The organism is Mesorhizobium sp. M4A.F.Ca.ET.090.04.2.1 (assembly GCF_003999085.1).
In the GTDB taxonomy this organism is placed as follows: Bacteria; Pseudomonadota; Alphaproteobacteria; order Rhizobiales; family Rhizobiaceae; genus Mesorhizobium.
The window spans coordinates 1-21,162 of record NZ_RZOT01000027.1 but is presented as its reverse complement, the minus strand read 5'-3'; the positions used below and the strand labels follow the sequence as shown (position 1 = coordinate 21,162).

The window sequence follows — 21,162 nt, the reverse complement described above, 5'->3', positions numbered from 1 at the left end:
GCCTTGAACGGCTCGTTGGCGAGGCCTCCCGCTCACCCGACCCAACACCTGTCTTCCGACCAGATCGAGGATGCCTACCGGGCGGTCATTGAACCGGATGCAGATCTTAGCCCGGCCCGGTGTTCCGGTCCGGCAGGCCGGCCGCGGAAGCCGAACAGGGTCCGCGCCGCCTGACCTCACTCCAGCCGCCAATCGCCGACAGCATGGCGAGGACCACGGCGCCACCGTCATTGCCGGTGTCGACGATCGCGGTTTCCTCTTCTGTGCTGGTTGCGGCCAATTCCAACGCGCCCAGGCCACGTGGCGCGGCCGTCCGACCTGGCAACGCTCGATCGTCGGAACCCACCCAACCGCCGCTGTGGATGATGTCGATCTTAACGGCGCTGCTCTCGGCGACGATCACCACCATCGCGCTGTTGCTGCTTCGCTGACCGGGTCTGACCGGCTCTACGCGTCGTCCTGCAGGAAGGCTTCGAGTTTTTCAGTCGCAAGGCCTGCCTGTGCCGCAATGCGCCGCGCAAGGTCTGCCGCGGCGGCGCGCGGGCGGCCGACGGGCCGGTCGAGCCAGTAGGACACCGGATTGAGCGCGGTGCGGTCATCGACGGCGACGATCCGGCCCGTCTTGAGTTGCGCCTGCGTCAGTGGCGGCCGCGCCAGCGCGATGCCCAACCCGTGCGCCGCAGCGTCGAGCACCAGATTGTAGTCCTCGAAGCGTCGGTCCTGCGGGCGCGGCCGGTAGTCGATGTCCTGCGCCGCGAGCCAGGCGCGCCAGGCGGACGCGTCGGAATCGTTGATGAGCGGGAACTTGAGCAGCCGGGCAGGGTCGCCGTGCCCTATTTCCCCCGCCAGTTCCGGCGAAGCAATCGGGAAGATGTACTCCTCGAACAGCTGCACCGAGACACGGCCGGGAATGCGGCCGCGCCCGCAACGCACCGAAAGGTCGATACCTTCGTCGGCGAGATCCGCCTGGCGGTTGTCGACATCGAGCACGATGCGCAGCCGGGTCGGGCTATTCTCGAGCGCCGCCATGCGCGGCATCAGCCACAGGCCGCTGACCGAGGGGATCGAGGCCAGCCGCACCACCGCGGTGCCGCGCGGCTCCACCCAGCGGTCGGAATTGACCGAGATCAGCGCGAAGGCCTCGGTGGTTCTCAGATGCAGGCGGTTGCCCTCATTGGTCAGCGTCACGCCGCGCGCGTTGCGCTCGAACACTTTCAGCCCCAGCCAGTCCTCCAGCTTGGCGATCTGCCGGCTGATGGCGCCATGGGTGAGGTTCAGCCTCTCGGCCGCCGCCGAAAAGCTCCCCGTTCGCGCCGCAGCATCGAAAGCGCGCAAGGTCTCCAACGGGAGTAACTGGTTCGAGCTGTGATCCATGCTCACAGGTGACCCTCGAATTGGTCGTTTGTCAATCGACGGTTGATGCGGTCTTCTAGCCTCATGGAGCCAAGCAACGAGGATATAGCGATGACCGCCTATGCCGGTACGTTGAATCAGACACAGCGAATGGACACCACGGCGGCCATCGCGGTCGCGCTCACAGTGGTCGGCTGGGCCTCCGCCTTCCCGGCGATCCGTGCAGGCCTCGAGGCCTTCCAGCCGCTGGAGCTCGGCGCGCTGCGTTTTGCCATCGCCGCTGTGCCGGCGGCGATCTTCCTGGCCGTCAAGCGCCCGGCGCTGCCCAAGGTCGACGAGTTGTGGCGCTTCGGCTTCGGCGGCGCCATCTTCGTCGCGCTTTACACGGCGATGCTCAATTTCGGCGAGCTGACCGTGTCGGCGGGCGCCGCCGGCTTCATCATCAACGTCAGCCCGATCTTCACCGCCATCATGGCCATGGCGCTGCTCGGCGAGCGCTTTTCTGGCCTGGCCTGGCTCGGCACGCTGATCTCGTTTGCCGGCATCGGCATCATCGCCATGGCCGACGGGCAGGGGCTGCACTTCAACACCGGCGCGCTGCTGGTGCTGGGTTCCGCGCTCTGCTCGGCCGTCAACACCATCGTCCAGAAGCCGCTCTTTGCCCGCCATCATCCGCTGACCATCGCCGCCTCCAACATGGTGCTCGGCGCGCTCTGCCTGGCGCCCTTCCTGCCGGAAGCGATCTCGCAGGCGGCGGTTGCCGACACAGCCGGTCTCGGCGCCGTCATCTACCTTGGCATCGTGCCCAGCCTGATCGCCTACGCCGCCTGGGCGACCGCGCTGTCGCGCCTGCCGGCTGCGCGTGCCTCGAACTTCCTCTATCTGGTCTCGCCGATGTCCGCCCTGATCGGCTTTTTCTGGCTGGGCGAAGTGCCGACGATGCTCGGCATCCTCGGCGGCGCGCTAGCGCTCGGCGGCGTCATCGTGGTGAATTTGAAGCGGTAAGTCAGGGATCTAGCGTTCCCGAGTCAGGAAAAGAGCCGCATCGAGCGGCTCTTTTCATGTCCCCCACCCACCCGGACCTTCGGTCCGACCTCCCGGCAAGGGGGGTAGGGCACCGCGCTTACCTGCTCCTTGTGGGGAGGGTCGCCGCGAAGCAGCGGGGCGGGGCTGCGCCGTACGATCCTACCGCCGCCCGAACAGCCGCTCGATGTCGGCAAGCTTCAGCTCGATATAGGTCGGGCGGCCGTGGTTGCAGGTGCCGGAGCCGGGCGTCGCCTCCATCTGGCGCAACAGCGCGTTCATCTCTTCTGGCTTGAGCAGCCGCCCCGAACGCACCGAGCCATGGCAGGCCATGGTCGCCGCGATGTGGTGCAGCCGCTCCTTCAGTGTCTCGACCGTGTCGTTGTCGGCGATCTCGTCGGCGAGGTCGCGCACCAGTTGCTGCACATTGGTTTCGCCGAGCATCGACGGCGTCTCGCGCACCGCCACCGCGCCCGGGCCGAAGCGCTCGAGGCCGAGGCCGAATCTGGCCAGCGTCTCGGAATGCATGGCCAGCCGCTCGGCGTCTTCTTCGGCCAAGTCGACGATCTCCGGCAGCAAAAGCATCTGCGAGGGCACCGCACGCGAGTGCAGCGCGTTCTTCAGGGCCTCGTAGACCAGCCGCTCATGCGCGGCGTGCTGGTCGACGATGACCAGCGAATCCCTGGTCTGGGCGACGATATAGTTCTCGTGTACCTGCGCCCGCGCCGCGCCCAGCGCCGTGCCGAGCAACGTCACGGCCGGCTCGTCCTGGCTGGCGCGCGCGTCGGCGCTGTGAAGCGGCCCGGTCTCGAACGCAGCCTGGTCGTTTTCGCCGAAGCCGGCCCTTTGCTGCTGGGCGTCGCCATATCCCATGTCGAGCGGCCGCTGCGGCGAATGCTCGAAGCCGGCGAAACCCGACGCGCGGTAGGCCGCTTCGTAGCTGCGGTGACCATTGGCCGGGCCCGGATGCGCGTAGGGCGCGCTGCCGGGCCGGAACGCCGCCATCATGCCGGCGGCTCCCGTCGTCGCGGCGCGGATGCCGGCTCCGGCCAGCGCCTCGCGGATGGCGCCAACGATCAGCCCACGCACCAGGCCCGGATCGCGAAAACGCACATCGGCCTTGGCCGGATGGACATTGACGTCCACGGTCGCCGGATCGAGCGAAAGGAACAGCACGGTCACCGCATGGCGGTCGCGCGGCAGCACGTCGGCGAAGGCGCCACGGATTGCGCCGGCGATCAGCTTGTCGCGCACCGGCCTTCCGTTGACATAGGCATATTGCTGCAGCGCGTTCGCCCGCGTGAAGGATGGAATCGAGACGTGGCCGGCAAGATGCACGCCATCGCGCGTAGCATCGATGGGGATGGCATTGTCGGGAAAGTCGGCGCCCATCACTTGCGCCACGCGTTGCAGCCGGCCCTCCGGATCGTCGCCGGTCGCGGGCAATTCCAGCGTCGAGCGGTCGGTGCCGGCAAGCGTGAAGCGCACGCCGGGGAAGGCGATGGCGATGCGCTTCACCACATCACTGGTCGCCGAGCTTTCGGCCCGCTCGCCCTTCATGAATTTGAGCCGTGCGGGCGTGGCGAAGAACAGGTCGCGCACCTCGACCGTCGTGCCGCGGTTGGCGGCCGCCGGCTTCACCGCCGAGACGCGGCCGCCCTCGATGCCGATCTCGGCGGCATTGTCGCCGCTTGCCGTACGCGAGCGGATCGACAGCCTGGCCACCGAGCCGATCGAGGGCAGCGCCTCGCCGCGGAAGCCGAGCGAGCGGATGTCGAGGATGTCGTCTGAAAGCTTGGAAGTGCAGTGGCGTGCGATTGCCAGCGCCAGTTCCCGCTCCGGGATGCCGGAGCCGTCGTCGGTGACGCGGATCAGGTTCAGCCCGCCGCCGGCGGTGACGATGTCCACGCGGGACGCCCCGGCATCGAGCGCATTCTCCACCAGTTCCTTCACCACGCTCGCCGGACGCTCGATGACCTCGCCAGCGGCGATCTGGTTGATCATCGTTTCGGAAAGCTGGCGGATGGGCATCCGGAGATTATAGGCGGATTCGACAGCATTGGGGGAGGGGTGGAATGACGTTGGCAACAGCCACCGCCGTGATCCCTCGCGCTCCGCTTTGGCCTGCCGGCGTGGCAGCGCAGAAGCTGGCGACCTCACGCCTGTGTCACCAGCCAGTCCCTTACCTTGCGCGCATTGTCGCTGAGTTCGCGGTTCTTTGGCCAGATGACGTAGAACCCGATGCCGGTTCTCAGCACATGATCCGTCACCGGCATCAGCAGCCCCGATGCCACGAGGCGCTCGACCAGGTGCCGCCAGCCGAGCGAGATGCCTTGCCCTTCCATCACCGCCTGGATCACCAGCGCATAATCATTGATGCGCAAGCCGCGCTCGGCGTTGCGCAGGCTGGTTCCGGCTGACGCGAACCATTCGTCCCAGTTCGGGGCCTCGCGGTAGGGCTCCTCCAGATGGATGAGCCGGTGCGTGGCGAGTTCCTCGACCGTTTTCGGCTTGCCGAATTTGGCGAGGTAGCTGGGGCCTGCGACCGGGAAGATCTCCTCGTCGGAGAGCGACAATGAATGATAGTCCGGCCAGTCGCGCGGCATGCCGCCGCGCACGCCGAGCGGAATTCCCTCGGCGATGATGTCGAGGTCGCGATCGGCGGTCTGGATACGCAGATCGATACCCGGCAGCTCGTCGCGGAATTGCTGCAGGCGCGGCATCATCCAGAACGAGCCGAAGGCGGTCGACGCGGCCAGCGTGACGTGGCCGCCGGTCGCCTGCAGGCGCAGATCCTCCGCCGATTTGCGGATATGCGAAAGGCCGAGCGAGACATCGGCGTGGAAGCGCTCGCCGGCCTCCGTCAGGACAACCTGGCGGTGGCGGCGCTGGAACAGCTTGGCGCCGAGCTGTTCCTCCAGCCCGCGCACGGCATAGGACACGGCCGCCTGCGTCATGCCGAGCTCTCGCCCGGCGGCGGTGAAGCTCGACAGCCGGCCGGCCGCCTCGAAGACGATCAGGCTGCCCGCGGAGGGCAGGAGGTGGCGCAGGCTTCGCATAAGCAGAGTTTATACAAGCGATCAGGATTTTCCAGCGTCACAGCGATGTTTCGCCTCGTTAAGTTGACGGGCTGTTGGAGGATGAATTGCCATGAATGCACCGGCCGTTGCAGTGACCGAACATGCCAATCGCAGAAGCGGCGGCCGCCTGGGGCGCAAGGCGATACGGGGAGCTCCCGTGGCCTCGTTTCCGACGCTGGTGCGCCAGATCCCGGCGTATCAGATGGTCCCCGACGAGGCGGTGGAACTGATCCACCAGGAATCGCTCGCGATCCTCGAAGAGGTGGGCTGCGAGTTCCGCGACGACGAGGCGATCGCCCTGTGGAAGGCCGCAGGGGCCGATGTCTCGGAAACACGCGTCCGTATCGACCGTGCGCTGTTGATGGAGCTGGTTTCCAAGGTCCCATCGGAATTCACCCTCAACGCCCGCAACCCCGAGCGCACCGTTCGCGTCGGCGGCAAGAATTCCATCTTCGTGCCGATGTATGGCGCGCCCTATGTGCGTGACCTCGACAACAACAGGCGCTACGGCTCGCTCGCCGACCTCAACAATTTCCACAAGCTCGCCTACATGGCGCCGGCGTTGCACTCGTCGAGCTCGGTCATCTGCGAGCCGATGGAAATTGCGGTCCCGAAGCGTCACCTCCACATCATCCATTCGGCCCTGAAGCACTCCGACAAGCCTTTCATGGGCATCGTGACGTCGAAGGAACGCGCCGAAGACACGATGGCGATGGCCGGCATCGTCTTCGGCGAGGACTATGTGCGCGACAATTCGGTCCTTGTCTCGATCACCAACTGTAACTCGCCGCTGGTGTGGGACGCCACCATGCTGGACGCGATGAAGGTCTATGCGCGCAGTAACCAGCCGCTGATCCTGGCGCCCTTCGCTCTGTGCGGCGCCTCGACCTCGGCCTCCGCCGTCGGCGCGGTGGCGCAGGTCAATGCGGAAGCGCTGGCCGGCGTCGCCTTCACCCAGCTGCTGCGTCCGGGCTCGCCGCAGATCTACGGCCAGTTCATGGTGACGGTGGACATGAAGACCGGAGCGCCGATGGGCGGCACGCCTGAGGCGGCGCAGATGATGTATCTGATGGGCGCGCTGGCCAGGAAATACGGCTTGCCCTGGCGCACGTCCGGCTTCCATGTCGGCTCCAAGCTCAACGATGCCCAGGCCGGCTACGAGGCGAACATGCTGATGCATGCCGCCATCCTTGCCGGCGCCAACTACATCTGGCACTCGGCCGGATGGCTGGAGGCGGGGCTGACCTGCGGCTATTCGAAATTCGCCACCGACTGCGAGCAGCTTGTCGGCTGGTACAAATATGCCGGCGGCCTTCCCTTCGACGATTTCAAGGAAGCGATGGCGGCGATCCGCGAGGTGGGGCCGCAGGGCCATTTCCTCGGCACCCAGCACACGCTCGAACATTTCGAGTCCGCCTTCTTCATGCCCACCATCATGGACTTCAATTCGTACGAGCAATGGAACGCCGAAGGCGCGAAGGACCACGACACGCGCGGCCGTGAGAAGGCGCGCAACATGCTGGCCGACTATGAGGAGCCGAAGCTCGACGAGGGCATCGCCGAGGGTCTCAAGGATTTGATCGCGCGGCGTGAGGAAAAACTGCCGGACAGCGTTAGTTAGTAAGACAGGCGAAGACCTGACGAACCATAAGGGAGGAAAAAATGACGCTCTTCAGAAGCAATGGCGACCGCGTCCCGGGCGCCATCGAGGCAATGGCGGATGAAACGCGCGCTGGCCGCATGGACCGGCGGGAATTCCTGGCGCTGGCCAGTGCGTTCGGCGCGTCGACGGCGTTCGCCTATGGCATGATCGGCCTTGCCGCGCCGACCAAGGCGCTGGCCGACGAGGCGAAGAAAGGCGGCACACTTCATGTCTCGATGTCGGTCAAGGCGCAGAAGGATCCGCGTACCTATGACTGGACCGAAATGGCGAACGTCACCCGTTGCTGGCTGGAGCCGCTCGTCCGCTACACGCACCAGTTCACCTTCGAGCCGGTGCTGCTCGAAAGCTGGGACGTCAATGACGACGCCACCGAATACACGCTGCACCTGCGCAAGGGCGTTACCTGGAACAATGGCGATGCTTTCAACGCCGACGACGTGGTCTTCAACCTGAATCGCTGGTGCGAGAAGGGGGCTTCCGGCAATTCCATGGCCGCCCGCGTCGGCGCGTTGGTCGACGCCAAGACCGGCAAGGCAAGGGATGGCGCAATCACCAAGGTCGATGACCATACGGTCAAGCTGAAGCTCAGCGAAGCCGATATCGCGATCATACCTGGCTTCACCGACTATCCGGCGCTGGTCGTGCATCGCGACTTCGACAAGGATGGCGCCGACCCGATCAAGAAGCCGATCGGCACCGGAGCGTTCGAGCTGGTCTCCTACGATGTCGGCCAGAAGGCGATCGTCAAGCGTCGCGAGAACGGCAAGTGGTGGGGAGGCGAAACGCCGCTCGACGGTGTCGAGTTCATCGACTATGGCACTGACTTCAACGCCACGCTGAATGCCTTCGATTCCGGCGAGATCGACCTCGATTTCGAAACGCCGGCCGACTTCATCGACGCCCTCGACAAGATGGATCTGGTGAAATCGGAGGTCGCGACGGCGACCACGCTCGTTGCCCGCACCAACATCACCCACAAGCCCTATGACGATCAGCGGGTGCGCAACGCGCTGCAGATGGCCGTCGACAACGATGCCGTCATGCAGCTCGGCTATGCCGGGCGCGGCACGGTCGGCGAGAACCACCACGTCAGCCCGATCCATCCCGAATACTATCCGCTGCCCAAGAAGGCACGCGATGCCGCCGCAGCCAAGAAGCTGATGGCCGATGCCGGGCAGGCCGACTTCGAGCATGAGCTGATCACCGTCGAGGACGAATGGCAGAAGAACACCGGCGATGCGATTGCCGGCCAGTTGCGCGATGCCGGCATCAAGGTGAAGCGTACGGTGCTGCCGGGCTCGACCTTCTGGAACGACTGGACGAAGTATCCTTATTCGATGACCATCTGGTACATGCGTCCGCTCGGCGTGCAGGTACTGGCGCTCGGCTATCGCTCGGGCGAGGCCTGGAATGAGACGGCGTTCGCGAACCCGGATTTCGACACCAAACTCAAGGAGGCGCTCTCGCTGGCCGATCCCGCCAAGCGCAAGGAGGTCATGAAGGACGTCGAGCAGATCCTGCAGGATTCCGGCGTCATCATCCAGCCGTTCTGGCAGAAGCTCTACTGTCACATGAGCAAGAAGGTGAAGAACTATTCAATGCACCAGACCTACGAAATGGATTTCCAAAACGTCTGGCTGGACGCCTGAAATAACTCCCGAGACTTGCAAGCAACTGCCGCCGGCACCTCTGACAAAGGTGCCGGCGGTCCGTAAATCACTCATGAGCAATTGGCGCCGAGAAAAAATGTCCGACGACGAGATCATCCTTTCCGAGCTTTCCGACGACGAGCTCGTGCAGCAGATGCACGACGACCTTTATGACGGGCTGAAGGAAGAGATCGAGGAAGGCACGCATATCCTTCTCGAGCGCGGCTGGGCACCCTACAAGGTGCTGACCGAGGCGCTGGTCGAAGGCATGCGCATCGTCGGCGAGGATTTTCGCGACGGCATCCTGTTCGTGCCGGAAGTGCTGTTGTCGGCCAACGCCATGAAGGCCGGCATGGCCATCCTGCGCCCGCTGCTTGCCGCCACCGGCGCGCCCAAGCAGGGCAAGATGGTGATCGGCACCGTCAAGGGCGACATCCACGACATCGGCAAGAACCTCGTCGGCATGATGATGGAGGGCGCCGGCTTCGACGTCATTGACCTCGGCATCAACAATGCGGTCGAGAAGTATCTGGAGGCGATCGAGCAGCACCAGCCCGACATCATCGGCATGTCGGCGCTGCTGACCACCACCATGCCCTACATGAAGGTCGTCATCGACACGATGAAGGAAAAGGGCATCCGCGACGACTATGTCGTGCTGGTCGGCGGCGCGCCGCTCAACGAGGAGTTCGGCAAGGCTGTCGGCGCCGACGCCTACTGCCGCGACGCGGCGGTCGCGGTCGAGACCGCCAAGGACTTCATGAAGCGCAAGCACAATGTGCGGGCTTGACCACGGCAAATGCGATCCAGGTTTGTGACCGGGAGCGCCGTCATGCACCGGGATAGCAAGATGGCCAGAATCGCTGGGCTCGAAGGGGGCTAAGGTCCGCATGCGCATCGAGTCGATCAAAGTCTATCAGGTGCTTCTGCCCATCAAAGGCGGTGCCTACCGGATGGCCAGCGATACCGTGCGGAATCTGGACAGCACGCTCGTTGAAGTCACCACCGAGGACGGACTGTCAGGCTGGGGCGAGACTTGCCCGGTCGGCCCTGTCTATCAGCCTCAACATGCTCTGGGGGCGAGAGCGGCAATCGCCGAAATGGCGCCCGGGCTCGTCGGCGAGGACACGACGTCCATGCGCCGCCTTGCGAAAAGAATGGACGAGCGGCTGAACGGCCACAACTATGCCAAGGCAGCTTTGGACATAGCTTTCCTGGACCTCGCCGGCCAGCGGCTGGGCGTACCGGTTTCAACGCTTCTGGGCGGCGCGCTGACCGACCGTGTGCCGTCCTACTACTCGACTGTCGTCGGGGCACCGGACGAGACCGCGCGTATCGCCATCGACAAGGTCAAGGCCGGATACAGGCGGCTTCAGGTCAAGATCGGCGGACGGGATCTCGAACAAGACGTCGCCACCGTGCACAAGGTATGGGAAGCCGTTGGCTTCAAGGCCCGGATGGCCGTCGACGCCAATCGTGGCCTCACCACCGCGGCGGCGCTGCACATCGATCGGCTTTGCCAGGCAATACCGTTCGTGTTCGAACAACCCTGCAACACGATGGAGGAAGTCGCGAGCCTCAAGGGACGCGTGACCCATCCGGTCTACCTCGATGAGAATACCGAGGATTTGAATGCCGTCCTGCGGGCAGTCTCTTCAGGCATCGCGGACGGATTCGGATTGAAGGTCACCCGCCTTGGCGGTCTCACCAAGATGGTCACGGTCCGCGACCTGTGCGCGATACGATCGCTTCCGCACAGCTGCGACGATGCCTGGGGTGGTGACATCATCGCCGCGGCATGCGTACACCTCGCCGCGACCGTCGAGCCGAGACGTTTTGAGGGGGCCTGGATCGCGCAGGAATACATCGAAGGGCATACGGATCCCGTAAACCCCGTCGTTATCGAAAACGGGCATATACGCGTCCCCCAGATACCGGGGCTCGGTATCAAGCCTGAGCGATCCCAACTCAAAACGCCTGTCGCGACTTTCGGAGGCTGAGGGGTCGCGCCGCAGCATTGCAGAGAGAACGTTCATGAAGCGCAAGCGGAGCGCGCGCGGATCATAGCCGCTAGGCAATTTTCCGTCCTTCGTGGAACGCATAGGGCGCCTGGCGAGGGGCGACTCCGTCGCCGACTTCCATCACCGGCTGGGACGAACCCTCCAACTCCTTCGCCAGCCAATCCGTCGCCACGTTGGTCGTTGCGAGAACAAGACAAACGCCCTGGACGAAGCTCTCGTCACGGGTGTTGTGGTCGACGATGGTCACGCCGTCCCCATGCCACTCCAGGATGCTGACATCCACCAACCATTTGACGCCAAGCTGGCGCAGTGTCCGTCGCAGCGGGAAATCGGCGGCCGTCCGCTGCAGTTCCTTGCCAACCAGCGGATCGGGCGTGAGAATGGTCACCTGGTGGCCATCCTCGGCAAGTTTCCAGGCCGTGCGGCAGCCGCGCCAGCCGCCGCCTTCATCGAGCAGAAGCACATGCCTGCCTGGGCGCGCATGACGGGCCATGACGGATTCGATCGAGAAGACGTTGCCCTTCTCTATGCCTGGCAGGCTAGGCATTGCCGGCAGCTTTGACATCGTATCTCCCCAGCGGTCGGTTGACGGCGTTACCCGCCTGGTGCGGCGGTCAGGAGGCTTGGCCCATACTCACGGATTTCTGAAGCGCGGCAGCGAGGCCGTCTCGCACGGCTGCTTCAAACCCAGATGCGCGCATTGCCTCGATTGCCGCCGCGGTGCCACGGTAGTCGAGGAAGGTCTGGACAATGTCTTTGGGATTTTCTCCCCGCGCCTCGAGCAGCTTTCCAGTTCCAATCAGGACCGCGCTGACGCTCCTGCGGGCCATGTCCGGGCTCATTCCTCGGCCGATGGCATCGTCCATCATCGCCGCCGCCAAAAGCGCCGGAAACGCCGGGCCGGATCCTGTGAGGCCCGTCAGGTAGTCGATATCTGCTTCGCTTTTGACTTCATCGGCAGCGCCACAGGCCGCTAGAATTCGACGAACCAGATTGCGATCATCCGGGGTGATGCCCTCAGAGCCTATCCAGGGAGTATAGGAATTGCGCACCTCCGCCGCCGCGTTCGGAAGCGTGCGGACGATACGATCGGTCTTGAGACGTGACGCCAATTGGTCGATGGGAATCCCGGCCATGACCGACATGGCGAGCTTGCCATGCGCAGAAATGTCGATGGCCAATCCTGGGGGCGGACCGATACGATGATAACCTCGGATCGATCCCCCAGTTCCTGATTGTCCCTCGTCCATGTAGCATTTGGCAGAAAGCCGGATTGCCCGCTTCTATAAGACAGCGTGAGGTGCTCGGCGGCGACTATTTGGGCATCGATGATGGCCTCGACGATGGCGCGCCCAAGCCAGCCGCCTCCACCGATTATTCCGATCCTCACGGGCTCGCCCATTGTCGAAGCTCTTCCTCAATCCGCCGAATAGCCATGCCTGGCGAAGAACCGGTCCAACTCGCGCTTGTGCGGGGCCTGGCCTGTAAAAATCTCGACGTAGCCGGGGATGCGCTTCATCCGGATCGCGAGATCCTCCTTGGTCTGCATCGAGATGTAGCCGATCTGCACGAGGTAGATGGTGCGCGCTCGGACGTCGGCTGAGCTTTCCTCGTGGCCGAAGCGGACGAACATCTGGCTCATTGCGTCGAGACGCGTCTGGTCGGCTTTGTGTACCTCTGCCAGAATCTCAGGCGACTGAAGCGCCCAGCTTCTGACCGCGAACTCGAACTGGGCATCGAACAGGGACTTGTCGAGCCAGCAGTCGAAGACGTTCAGCATCGCTTCGGCGATCGTCTCGGCATATGCCTCAGCCTGCTTGACGAGGTTGCCGGTGTTCTTGTCCCGCCAACGGGTCACGAGGGCAGCCAGCAGTTCTTCTCGGTCCTTGAAGAACCAATAGAAGCTGGTGCGCGACAGGCCCAGCTTCTTGGCAAGCGGCGAAATTCGCACCGTATCGACGCCGGATTCCAGAAGCAGGTCGTAGGCGGCTCCAAGCCACCCCTCCGGCGATCCGCGCCAACCGCTATCGTTCGAAATCTGCTCCATGAGCGTCCTGCCTATCAAAATGTCGGAATGAAAACCAGCAAAATGTACACTTATGTCGATTTAGTCGACCTGACAGAACTCAAACTTGACATATCTGTACATTTTCGAATAGCGTCGCATGTGCCCCCAGCCGGAGTCCGTCAGATGTCGAACGATCCCCTTCTGCAGCCTTACAAGCTCAAGCATTTGACCCTTCGCAATCGCATCATCGTGACGTCCCACGAGCCGGCTTATCCGGAGGATGGGATGCCGAAGCAGCGCTATCTTGCTTACACGGTGGAAAGGGCCAGGGGCGGTGTGGCGATGACGATGACGGCGGGGTCTGCGGCGGTTTCGAAGGACAGTCCTCCGGTTTTCAATAACCTGCTCGCCTACAAGGACGAGATCGTGCCGTGGATCAGGAAAATGACCGATGCGGTCCACGAAGAGGGCGCCGCCATCATGATCCAACTGACCCATCTTGGACGGCGCACACGTTGGGACAAAGGCGATTGGCTTCCCGTCGTGGCTCCGTCCCATCAGCGTGAAGCCTCACACCGCGCCTTTCCCAAGAAGATTGAAGACTGGGATATCGAGCGCATCATCAAGGACTTCGCGGATGCCGCCGAGCGAATGAAGGCAGGCGGGATGGATGGCGTCGAGCTCGAGGCTTACGGCCACTTGCTCGATCAGTTCACGTCTCCACTGACGAACGATCTTGACGGTCCTTACGGCGGTTCGCTCGACAACCGCATGCGCTTCTGCATGGATGTCTTGAAGGCGATCCGCGCTCGGGTTGGCGAGGATTTCATCCTGGGCGTTCGATATACCGCGGATGAATGTCTCCCCGGCGGCACCGGCAAGGCGGAGGGTTTTGAAATCTCCAGACGCCTCAAGGAAAGCGGACTTATCGACTACCTCAACGTGATCCGCGGCCACATCGACACCGACGCCGGCCTGACGGACGTCATTCCAATTCAGGGAATGACGAACTCGCCGCACCTTGATTTTGCGGGCGAGATTCGCGCTGCGACCAACTTCCCGACCTTTCACGCGGCGAAAATACCGGATGTGGCGACTGCGCGCCACGCGATCGCGTCGGGCAAGGTGGACATGATCGGCATGACGCGCGCTCATATGACCGACCCGCACATCGTGCGCAAGATCATCGAAAAGCGCGAAGACGAAATCAGGCCCTGCGTAGGCGCCAATTATTGCCTCGACCGTATCTACCAGGGCGGAGCGGCATACTGCATTCATAACGCGGCGACCGGTCGCGAGGTGACCATGCCGCACATCGTCGCCAAGGCCGCGACCCGCAAGAAAGTTGTCGTCGTCGGCGCCGGTCCGGCTGGCCTCGAGGCCGCGCGCGTTGCCGGCGAGCGGGGACATGAGGTGGTGGTCTTCGAGGCCGCAAGCGGTCCGGGAGGGCAGATCCGCCTGACGGCGCAGAGCCCGCGTCGCAGGGAGATGATGAGCATCATCGAATGGCGAATGGCTCAGTGCGAAAAGCACGGAGTGTCCATCCAGTTCAATACCTGGGCGGAAGCCGAAACCATCGAGGCTGAAAATCCGGACGTCGTCATCATTGCCACCGGCGGAGTGGCGCACACCGATGTCCTATCCAAAGGCAACGAGTTCGTGGTGTCTTCATGGGACATCATCTCCGGCGACGCGAAGCCGGGGACCAATGTCCTCATCTTCGACGATGCGGGTGACCACGCTGCACTCCAGGCTGCCGAATTCCTCGCGGGCGCCGGAGCGAAGGTCGAGATCATGACACCGGACCGGTCCTTCTCACCCGAGGTCATGGCTATGAATCTCGTGCCTTACATGAGATCTCTTCAAAAACTCGATGTGACCTTCACGGTTACCTATCGGCTCGAGTCTGTTGAAAAGAACGGTAACCAGCTCATTGCACATGTCGGCAGCGACTACGGCGGCGTCTCCAAACAGCGCATCGTGGACCAGGTTGTCGTCAATCACGGCACCATTCCGCTCGACGACATCTATTTCGAACTGAAACCGAAATCGACCAATCACGGCGAGGTTTCGCACGACGAGCTCATCGCCGGGCAACCGCAGTCGGTGGTGCGCAATCCGGAGGGTCAGTTCCAGCTCTTCCGCATCGGAGACGCGGTCTCAGCGCGCAACACCCACGCCGCGATCTATGACGCGCTGCGCCTGGCGAAGGATATCTGATGGCTGGCAGCGGACGAACGCTCCGCTCATTCATATCAAGGGTTCAGCCATAACCAGATACAGGATTCGTGGTATTGAATGGTTCGCGCCACGAAAGCCTGGAGATTTTCGGATGAAACTGACTGCGCTTGCCGCCGCCCTCTCGATCGCAGTGCCTGCGGCCGCCCTGGCCGGGCCGGCTTCCAATGTCGTGAAGTTCTTCTATGTGCCTGAGGTCAGGTTCGAGGGCGACGAGCAGTATCGCGACCGTTTCACCGAGCCGGTCACCAAGCTGTTCGCCCTCAACGACCAGGCCGCCAAGAACAACCCGGACGAGGTCGCCTGCCTCGACTTCGATCCGGGCCTCGACGCGCAGGACTTCGACCAGAAAACCCTGTCGAAGACGCTGAAGCTTGCCGAGACCGTCAACGGCGATAGCGCCGAAGTGACGGCGACCTTCAGCCTTTTCCCGGAAGGCGATGATTCCAAACGTGAAATGGTCTGGTCGCTGAAGAAGGTCGACGGCAAGTGGAAGATCGCCGACATCGCCTCCAAGACCGGTGGCTGGACGCTGAGCGCGCTGGAATGCATGCCCGGCAAGGCGCCGGAGTGAAGCGATGGTTCGCCGTATTGCCCTGGCGCTTGCGACCATCTCGATGCTGGCGACTGGCTTGAGCGTCAGCGCCCAGGGCCTGTTCGGCGCGCCACCGGCAAATGCTCCGGCCGACAATGCGCCTTCCGACGACACATCGCCAGCACCCCCGGCGGCCGCATCGCCGCCAGCTGAAAGTGCGCCGGCAGCACCCGTGCTGCCGGGTTCGCCGACGGCGGTTGTAAAACCTTTCTACGAGCATCTCGGGCTGGAGCTCGATCCGGCTGAGCGCAAGAACTTCATCGATCCGGCCAGGACCGTGCTCGACAAGAGCGATGCGCTGCGCAAGTCGGGGCAGGGGGAGTGCCTCGATCCCAACATGGCGCTGGACAATGCCGACTACGACAAGCCCGCGATCGACGGCAGCCTCAAGACCATCGAGGCGGTCAAGGGTGACGACGCCAAGGTGGTCGTCGCCTTCGTCGTCGCCAACAATGCGCACCGGCTCGAATGGAAGCTCAGGAAGGTCGGCGGCGCCTGGAAGATATCGGACCTTCTGTCGGTCACCGGCGAATGGGCTCTCAGCCAATACCAGTGCGAATAGGCGATATCATCGAGCCTGCTCAGCCCCTGCCGCGATAGGGCGCGACGCCGGTGTCGGGCAGCCAGGCGTCCTTGGGCGGCGCGCCCGTCTGCCAGAACACGTCGATCGGGATGCCGCCGCGCGGGAACCAGTAGCCGCCGACGCGCAGCCAGAGCGGCTTGGTCGCCTCCACGATGCGGCGGCCGATCATGACCGTGCATTCCTCGTGGAAGGCGCCATGGTTGCGGAACGAGGTCATGAACAGCTTCAGCGATTTCGATTCCACCAGCGAGGCATCGGGCGCGTAGTCGATGACGATATGGGCGAAATCCGGCTGACCGGTGACCGGGCAGAGCGAGGTGAATTCCGGGCAGGTGAAGCGCACGATCGCCGGCGGCCCGTCACCGCGCGAAAACGGCACAGTCTCCAGCACCGCCTGTTCCGGGCTCTGTGGCGTCTCGACGTGCTTGCCGAGCTGGCTAAGGTTCTTGGTGTCGGTCATTGGGGGCTCCTTGCTGCCGCCGGATGCTCCGGAGGCGCAAACAAAAACGGAAATAGCGCCGCGGTCCCTCGGACGCGGCGGATTTGCGCCGCTCATTAGCACCGGACTGAAAGCCGCGCAGCGGTTTTCGGACCAATCCGATGCGTGAAATGGAAGCGGGACGACGCTCCCCCGCGACTTGAATGCGCAGGAAGACAAAGACCAGCAGGGTCCGCTTCTCCATCCACGCCGCCATCAATGACGGCATACGATTCGGCTTGCGGATCTGACCGCGGCCGCCAAGTCGGCCTGACTGGACTTGGCCGGTCATATTTGCAATTTTCTGTCGCCGATCCGGGGGCGGCACAACCCGTGCCGAAGGGTCCGCACAGTCGGGGGCTTGCTTGACCGCACAAGACTTGTTCGTTCCGCGCCAGACCAATACGGCGCTTTACATGCAACTGCACGACGCCGGGCATGCGGTAGACGATATCCTTCGCGTCCAGAAGGCCTACCGCGTGGCTTGCGCGATGTTCAATGGCCGCTACCGCAAAACGGGGCGGCCCTTCATCTGCCATGCCGTCGGCGCCGCATCATCGGTTGCGCATTTCGACAAGGATCTGGATCTTGTTCTCGCGGCGATGTTCCACGCCTCCTATGACAGCGCCCAATATCCTGACGGCAAATCCAGTCGGCGCACCGAAACCCACCGCAAGTGGCTGGAGCAGAAGCTCGGACCCCGGGTAGAAGGTCTTGTCGCCAGGGTAGGGGCGATGAAGTTCGACACCGGAGACCCCGAGCGCCTTGTGGAGAAAGGCGTGCCAGCCGGCGATGAGGACATCCTTTTCCTTGTCCTTGCGCATGATGTCGACGATCTGGCGGATGGCGGGCTGGCATTCGCGCCCAAATATGGCCGGTCGATTGAATCGCGGGTTGCTGCCTGCGCCATTCTGGCCCGGCGCATCGGCCGCGAGAGCCTTGCGGCCACGATCGAAGCCTATGGCAGCCGCTACGGGGCGTTGGGGTGGGCGGCGGCACTCGAGGATACCAGGCTGGAAGGTTTTCGCATTGCGCCGAATGTGCGCAACTACCTCAAGCTGCGTCGGGACAAGTTGCGCGGAGGTAGGGTGGAGGTGCTTTGACGGCCGCGCCACCAGCGCAATTCCAGGAAAAGTGCGTAGCGGTTTTCCGTCCGGAGTTGCGCCAAACAAAGAGATAGAGCGGTTCTGCGTTTCCGTGAAACGATGAACCGCTCTAGCGAGGCACGCGCACCGGATCTTCGCAAGGAGAGCCACCTGCCGCGCCGGTCCGGTGCGCGCCACGCCCGACACCGGCTTGGCGCCGGCGCCGAGCGATTTTTCCGAGTTAGAACATCCTTGCGGTGGCCATGCACAGCACGGTGAGCACCAGCAGCCAGGCGGCGATGCGTTCGCCGTTGGCCATCTTCGCGCGCAGCATTGGTTCGGTGGCTGCATCGGCACCGGCAAGTTGGCTGCTCGGCCGGCGCACCATGGCGCCGAGGACGCCGGCGGCCGCGATGGCCGCCACGATGCCGATTGCCAGCACAATCTCCATCGAGCCGAAGCTGCCCTCGTGGAAGAAATACCAGAGCAGCGCGCCGGTCAGGAACACCATGCCCGATGCGCCGAGTTGCGGCCGGATGAAGCGCTCAGCCCTGATCTCGGGATCGCGGGCGAGCGTGATGGTGGTGCCGGCCCAGAACACGCCGGCCATGACATGAAGGCCGATGACGATGATGTAGACATATTGCATGACCGCATTCCTTCCTTCCCACCGCTGGCCAAATAGTTAGATATCAAATGATTTGATGTCAATCTATGATGGCACGTTCCAACGCCCAATCCCTTGTTCTACTGTCGTATCATGACACCCTTTGACCGCCCGCCCGTCGGAATGAATCTGGCCCGCACCTCCAAGCTGGTGGCGCAAGCCTTCGACGCTGCGCTGGTGGAGGCTGGTGGCACGCTGCCGGTCTGGGTGACCTTACTTTCAGTCAAGTCGAAGGAACTCGCCAACCAGCGCGAGCTTGCCGGCATGATCGGCATCCAGGGCGCGACGCTGACCCATCATCTCAACGCCATGGAGGCGCAGGGGTTGCTGACGCGGCGACGCGATCCGCAAAACCGCCGGGTCCATCAGGTGGCGCTGACCGAGGCCGGCGAAGCGATGTTCGAGAAATTGCGATTGGCGGCCGTCGCCTTCGACAAGCGGTTGCGGGCGGGATTGCCGGACGACCGGCTGGCCGAATTCGCGGAGGTGCTTGCGGCGTTGCGGGCGAATGTGGGTGGCTAGCGGAGCGCCGCCGCCTCACCGGTCATAGCCGGCGATCGCGCCGAAGGCGTAGCGGCACTGCTTGAGCGCGGTGATCAGCGCAGGAAGCCGCCATTTGCCGGCCCGCATCACCTGAATGTCAATGCACCTCAGGCCAGGCTGCCCTGCAGCACCTTCAGCTTCGCCTTCTTCGGACTGCGCGCCGTCAGCCATTCGCGCGCCTTGTCTTGCGGCATCGGGAAGGCGATGGAATAGCCCTGCACCTGGTCGCAGCCGATCGCCATCAGCGAATCGAGCTCGGCTTCGGTCTCTGCACCTTCCGCCACGATCGAAATGCCCAGTCCTCGTGCAAGCTCGGTGATGGCGCGCACGATCTTGGAGTTGTCGCCGTTCTCGTTGATGTTCTGGACGAAGCGGCGGTCGATCTTCAGTCGGTCGATCTCGTTCGGGTTGACGTGGCTGAGCGAGGCATAGCCGGTGCCGAAATCGTCGAGCTCTAGATGGACGCCGGCCGCGCGGATCTGCCTGAGCTTGGCAGCGATGCCGGTCTTTTCATCGTCGAGGATGACCGACTCGACGATCTCCAGCGACAGTTTCTGCGGCGCCAGCCCAGCCTTTTCCAGCGTGCCGAACAGGAACCTGTCGAAGTCTGGCTCGCGCAGTTCGGTGCCGGAGACATTGACGGCGAGCCGCCCGAAATCGATGCCGGCCCGGTCCCACTCCGCCGCCTCGTTGATCGCCTTGGTGATGACGATGCGGCCGATGTCCGGCATGAAGCCACATTTCTCGGCGACCGGAATGAACTCGCCCGGCGAGATCATGCCGCGTTCGGCGTGCTTCCAACGCACCAGCGCCTCGATGCCGCTGATCTTGCCGCTGGTGAGCGACACCTGTGGCTGGAAATAGACTTCGAACGTTTTGTCGGCGATGGCCGAGCGGATGTCTTGCTCGAGCTGCTTGCGGTAGTCGAGCTCGCGCCGCAGTTCCTCGGAGAAGAACGAGAAATTGCCGCCACCGAGCTTCTTGGCCGAGTAGAGCGCAAGATCGGCATGGACCAAAAGGTCCGCCGCATTGTCGGCGTCGACCGGGTAGACCGCGATGCCGGCACTAGCTCCCGGCAGAATGGTCGTGCCCTGGAAAGTGATCGGCTCGTTGATCTGCTCGAGGATGCGCCGGGCCAGCATGTTGATGTCCTCGGTGCCGCCGGCGCCGTTGAGGATCATCACGAATTCGTCGCCGCCGAGTCGGGCGCACAGGTCCGAGGCCCGGCAGGAGTCGCGCATGCGCTGAGCGGTGACGACCAGCACATAGTCGCCGGCAGCGTGGCCCAGCGTGTCGTTGATCTGCTTGAAACGGTCGAGGTCGAGCTGGATCACCGCCAGCCGCTCGCGCCGGCGATGCGCGCCCTTGATCAGCGTGTCGAAATGATCGGTGAGGAAGGTTCGGTTGTGGAGGCCCGTCAACCCGTCATGCACGGCGATGAAGGCCATCGAGTTGCGCGCGTCGACCAGCTCATGCGTCTTGCGCAGGATAGCCTTCGACATCGGCCGGAAGATGAACAGCGCCACCAGCACTATGACGCCGATGGTGGCGAAGAACAGGGTGCGGTGGAGATCGAGCAGCTGTCCCGAGCGCTCGTCGGCAAACGCGCTGATGCGCTGGCCGAGTGCGGCATAGCCCGACAGCGTGGCATTGGCCACGGAGGCGTCGAGATCGACGCGGTCGGCGCCGCCCTTGTAGCCGTCGAGGCCGGTCGTCAGCTTGGTCTCGAACGAGGAGATGAGGCGTTTGCCATTGGCGATCAGCCCGACGGAGAAGTAATCGAGATGGAACGGCTTGGCGAACAGCACGTTCTCGATCGACTTCGGATTGAAGCGCGCCGGCGACATCGGATCGGCTCCCGTCTTGTCCAGGAGCAAATCGTAATTCGTTTCGAATTCCGCGGTCGCCTGCTTGAGCGCGGCAACGAGGGCCGGCTGCTTGTCGCGCGAGGCCGCACCCGTCGCGCCGGCCAGGAAGACGATCCGCTGCGACAGCGCCTTCTGCGTGCTGACGATGTTGAGCAGCGTGTCATTGTTCTGCTGCGCCGCCATCATCTGCTGCAAGAGCACGAACGATCCCATCACCATGGCGGCGATGATCAACAGGGCCAGCCAGTAGCCGCTCTTGATCAGCAGTGTCAGCTTGCGCGAAACGCTTTGCACCGGCTGCTGCGACA

19 protein-coding genes and 1 pseudogene are annotated in these 21,162 nt (G+C 63.5%); 10 read left to right on the top strand and 10 right to left on the bottom strand.

Annotation, left to right across the window (positions count from 1 at the left end):
- Nucleotides 1–106: 106 nt before the first annotated feature.
- The gene (locus tag EN781_RS03860; RefSeq protein WP_127399798.1) at nucleotides 107–409 is read right to left on the bottom strand and encodes a hypothetical protein; all 303 of its coding nucleotides are present in this window, start codon (nucleotides 407–409) and stop codon (nucleotides 107–109) included.
- Nucleotides 410–447: 38 nt separating this feature from the next.
- Nucleotides 448–1,374, bottom strand: a complete 927-nt coding sequence (locus EN781_RS03855; RefSeq protein WP_126055069.1) for a LysR family transcriptional regulator — start codon at nucleotides 1,372–1,374, stop codon at nucleotides 448–450.
- A 90-nt stretch (nucleotides 1,375–1,464) separates the two neighbouring features.
- Between EN781_RS03855 and EN781_RS03850 the strand changes: the two genes are divergently transcribed.
- A complete protein-coding gene (locus tag EN781_RS03850) occupies nucleotides 1,465–2,358 on the top strand; it encodes a DMT family transporter (RefSeq protein WP_126055068.1) in 894 nt (297 codons plus the stop codon).
- Nucleotides 2,359–2,538: 180 nt separating this feature from the next.
- On the opposite strand, the gene mutL is transcribed toward EN781_RS03850, so the two are convergent.
- Together mutL and EN781_RS03840 are read right to left on the bottom strand one after the other, a co-directional pair.
- Nucleotides 2,539–4,407, bottom strand: a complete 1,869-nt coding sequence (gene mutL, locus EN781_RS03845; RefSeq protein ID WP_126055067.1) for a DNA mismatch repair endonuclease MutL — start codon at nucleotides 4,405–4,407, stop codon at nucleotides 2,539–2,541.
- Nucleotides 4,408–4,532: 125 nt separating this feature from the next.
- Nucleotides 4,533–5,435 carry a LysR substrate-binding domain-containing protein gene (locus EN781_RS03840; RefSeq protein ID WP_126055066.1) on the bottom strand — a complete coding sequence of 301 codons (903 nt, stop codon included), beginning with the start codon at nucleotides 5,433–5,435 and terminating at the stop codon, nucleotides 4,533–4,535.
- Between the two features lie 91 nt (nucleotides 5,436–5,526).
- Here EN781_RS03840 and EN781_RS03835 point away from each other — a divergent pair, with 91 nt between their 5' ends.
- The 4 genes from EN781_RS03835 (at nucleotide 5,527) to EN781_RS03820 (ending at nucleotide 10,768) form a co-directional block, all read left to right on the top strand.
- Nucleotides 5,527–7,077 carry a trimethylamine methyltransferase family protein gene (locus EN781_RS03835; RefSeq protein ID WP_127399797.1) on the top strand — a complete coding sequence of 517 codons (1,551 nt, stop codon included), beginning with the start codon at nucleotides 5,527–5,529 and terminating at the stop codon, nucleotides 7,075–7,077.
- A gap of 41 nt (nucleotides 7,078–7,118) precedes the next feature.
- Complete coding sequence (locus tag EN781_RS03830; RefSeq protein ID WP_126055064.1) at nucleotides 7,119–8,768, top strand: ABC transporter substrate-binding protein; 1,650 nt, start codon at nucleotides 7,119–7,121, stop codon at nucleotides 8,766–8,768.
- 97 nt (nucleotides 8,769–8,865) lie between these two features.
- Nucleotides 8,866–9,558, top strand: coding sequence for a B12-binding domain-containing protein (locus EN781_RS03825; protein ID WP_126055063.1), 693 nt, complete (start codon nucleotides 8,866–8,868; stop codon nucleotides 9,556–9,558).
- Nucleotides 9,559–9,658: 100 nt separating this feature from the next.
- A complete protein-coding gene (locus EN781_RS03820; protein ID WP_126055062.1) occupies nucleotides 9,659–10,768 on the top strand; it encodes a mandelate racemase/muconate lactonizing enzyme family protein in 1,110 nt (369 codons plus the stop codon).
- Between the two features lie 70 nt (nucleotides 10,769–10,838).
- On the opposite strand, the gene EN781_RS03815 is transcribed toward EN781_RS03820, so the two are convergent.
- The 3 genes and pseudogenes from EN781_RS03815 to EN781_RS03805 all read right to left on the bottom strand — a co-directional run bounded on the left by EN781_RS03815 (nucleotide 10,839) and on the right by EN781_RS03805 (nucleotide 12,836).
- On the bottom strand, nucleotides 10,839–11,354 hold the full coding sequence (locus tag EN781_RS03815) for a hypothetical protein (RefSeq protein WP_189347300.1): 516 nt from the start codon (nucleotides 11,352–11,354) through the stop codon (nucleotides 10,839–10,841).
- A 49-nt stretch (nucleotides 11,355–11,403) separates the two neighbouring features.
- Nucleotides 11,404–12,191: pseudogene (locus EN781_RS03810) on the bottom strand (pyrroline-5-carboxylate reductase dimerization domain-containing protein).
- 15 nt (nucleotides 12,192–12,206) lie between these two features.
- Nucleotides 12,207–12,836: a TetR/AcrR family transcriptional regulator gene (locus EN781_RS03805; protein WP_126055061.1), complete on the bottom strand. Its 630-nt coding sequence runs from the start codon at nucleotides 12,834–12,836 to the stop codon at nucleotides 12,207–12,209.
- A 144-nt stretch (nucleotides 12,837–12,980) separates the two neighbouring features.
- Here EN781_RS03805 and EN781_RS03800 point away from each other — a divergent pair, with 144 nt between their 5' ends.
- The 3 genes from EN781_RS03800 to EN781_RS03790 all read left to right on the top strand — a co-directional run bounded on the left by EN781_RS03800 (nucleotide 12,981) and on the right by EN781_RS03790 (nucleotide 16,192).
- Nucleotides 12,981–15,017 (top strand): NADH:flavin oxidoreductase, encoded by a 2,037-nt coding sequence (locus tag EN781_RS03800; RefSeq protein ID WP_126055060.1) that lies wholly within the window; start codon nucleotides 12,981–12,983, stop codon nucleotides 15,015–15,017.
- A 112-nt stretch (nucleotides 15,018–15,129) separates the two neighbouring features.
- On the top strand, nucleotides 15,130–15,609 hold the full coding sequence (locus EN781_RS03795; protein WP_126055059.1) for a DUF3828 domain-containing protein: 480 nt from the start codon (nucleotides 15,130–15,132) through the stop codon (nucleotides 15,607–15,609).
- Between the two features lie 4 nt (nucleotides 15,610–15,613).
- Nucleotides 15,614–16,192, top strand: a complete 579-nt coding sequence (locus tag EN781_RS03790; protein WP_127399796.1) for a hypothetical protein — start codon at nucleotides 15,614–15,616, stop codon at nucleotides 16,190–16,192.
- Between the two features lie 19 nt (nucleotides 16,193–16,211).
- Here the strand turns inward: EN781_RS03790 and queF are convergent, their stop codons facing one another.
- Entirely contained in the window at nucleotides 16,212–16,673 is a 462-nt protein-coding gene (queF, locus tag EN781_RS03785; RefSeq protein WP_126055058.1) for a preQ(1) synthase, read from the bottom strand.
- Nucleotides 16,674–17,056: 383 nt separating this feature from the next.
- On the opposite strand from queF, the gene EN781_RS03780 reads away from it, so the two are divergent.
- A complete protein-coding gene (locus EN781_RS03780; protein ID WP_126055057.1) occupies nucleotides 17,057–17,794 on the top strand; it encodes an HD domain-containing protein in 738 nt (245 codons plus the stop codon).
- 223 nt (nucleotides 17,795–18,017) lie between these two features.
- Here EN781_RS03780 and EN781_RS03775 read toward each other — a convergent pair whose 3' ends face one another.
- Entirely contained in the window at nucleotides 18,018–18,425 is a 408-nt protein-coding gene (locus tag EN781_RS03775; RefSeq protein WP_126055056.1) for a hypothetical protein, read from the bottom strand.
- Between the two features lie 141 nt (nucleotides 18,426–18,566).
- Between EN781_RS03775 and EN781_RS03770 the strand changes: the two genes are divergently transcribed.
- Nucleotides 18,567–18,965, top strand: coding sequence for a MarR family winged helix-turn-helix transcriptional regulator (locus EN781_RS03770; protein WP_245455480.1), 399 nt, complete (start codon nucleotides 18,567–18,569; stop codon nucleotides 18,963–18,965).
- Nucleotides 18,966–19,093: 128 nt separating this feature from the next.
- On the opposite strand, the gene EN781_RS03765 is transcribed toward EN781_RS03770, so the two are convergent.
- Nucleotides 19,094–21,162, bottom strand: a 2,069-nt coding sequence (locus EN781_RS03765) for an EAL domain-containing protein (protein WP_245492538.1), incomplete at its 5' end; no start/stop codon positions are given.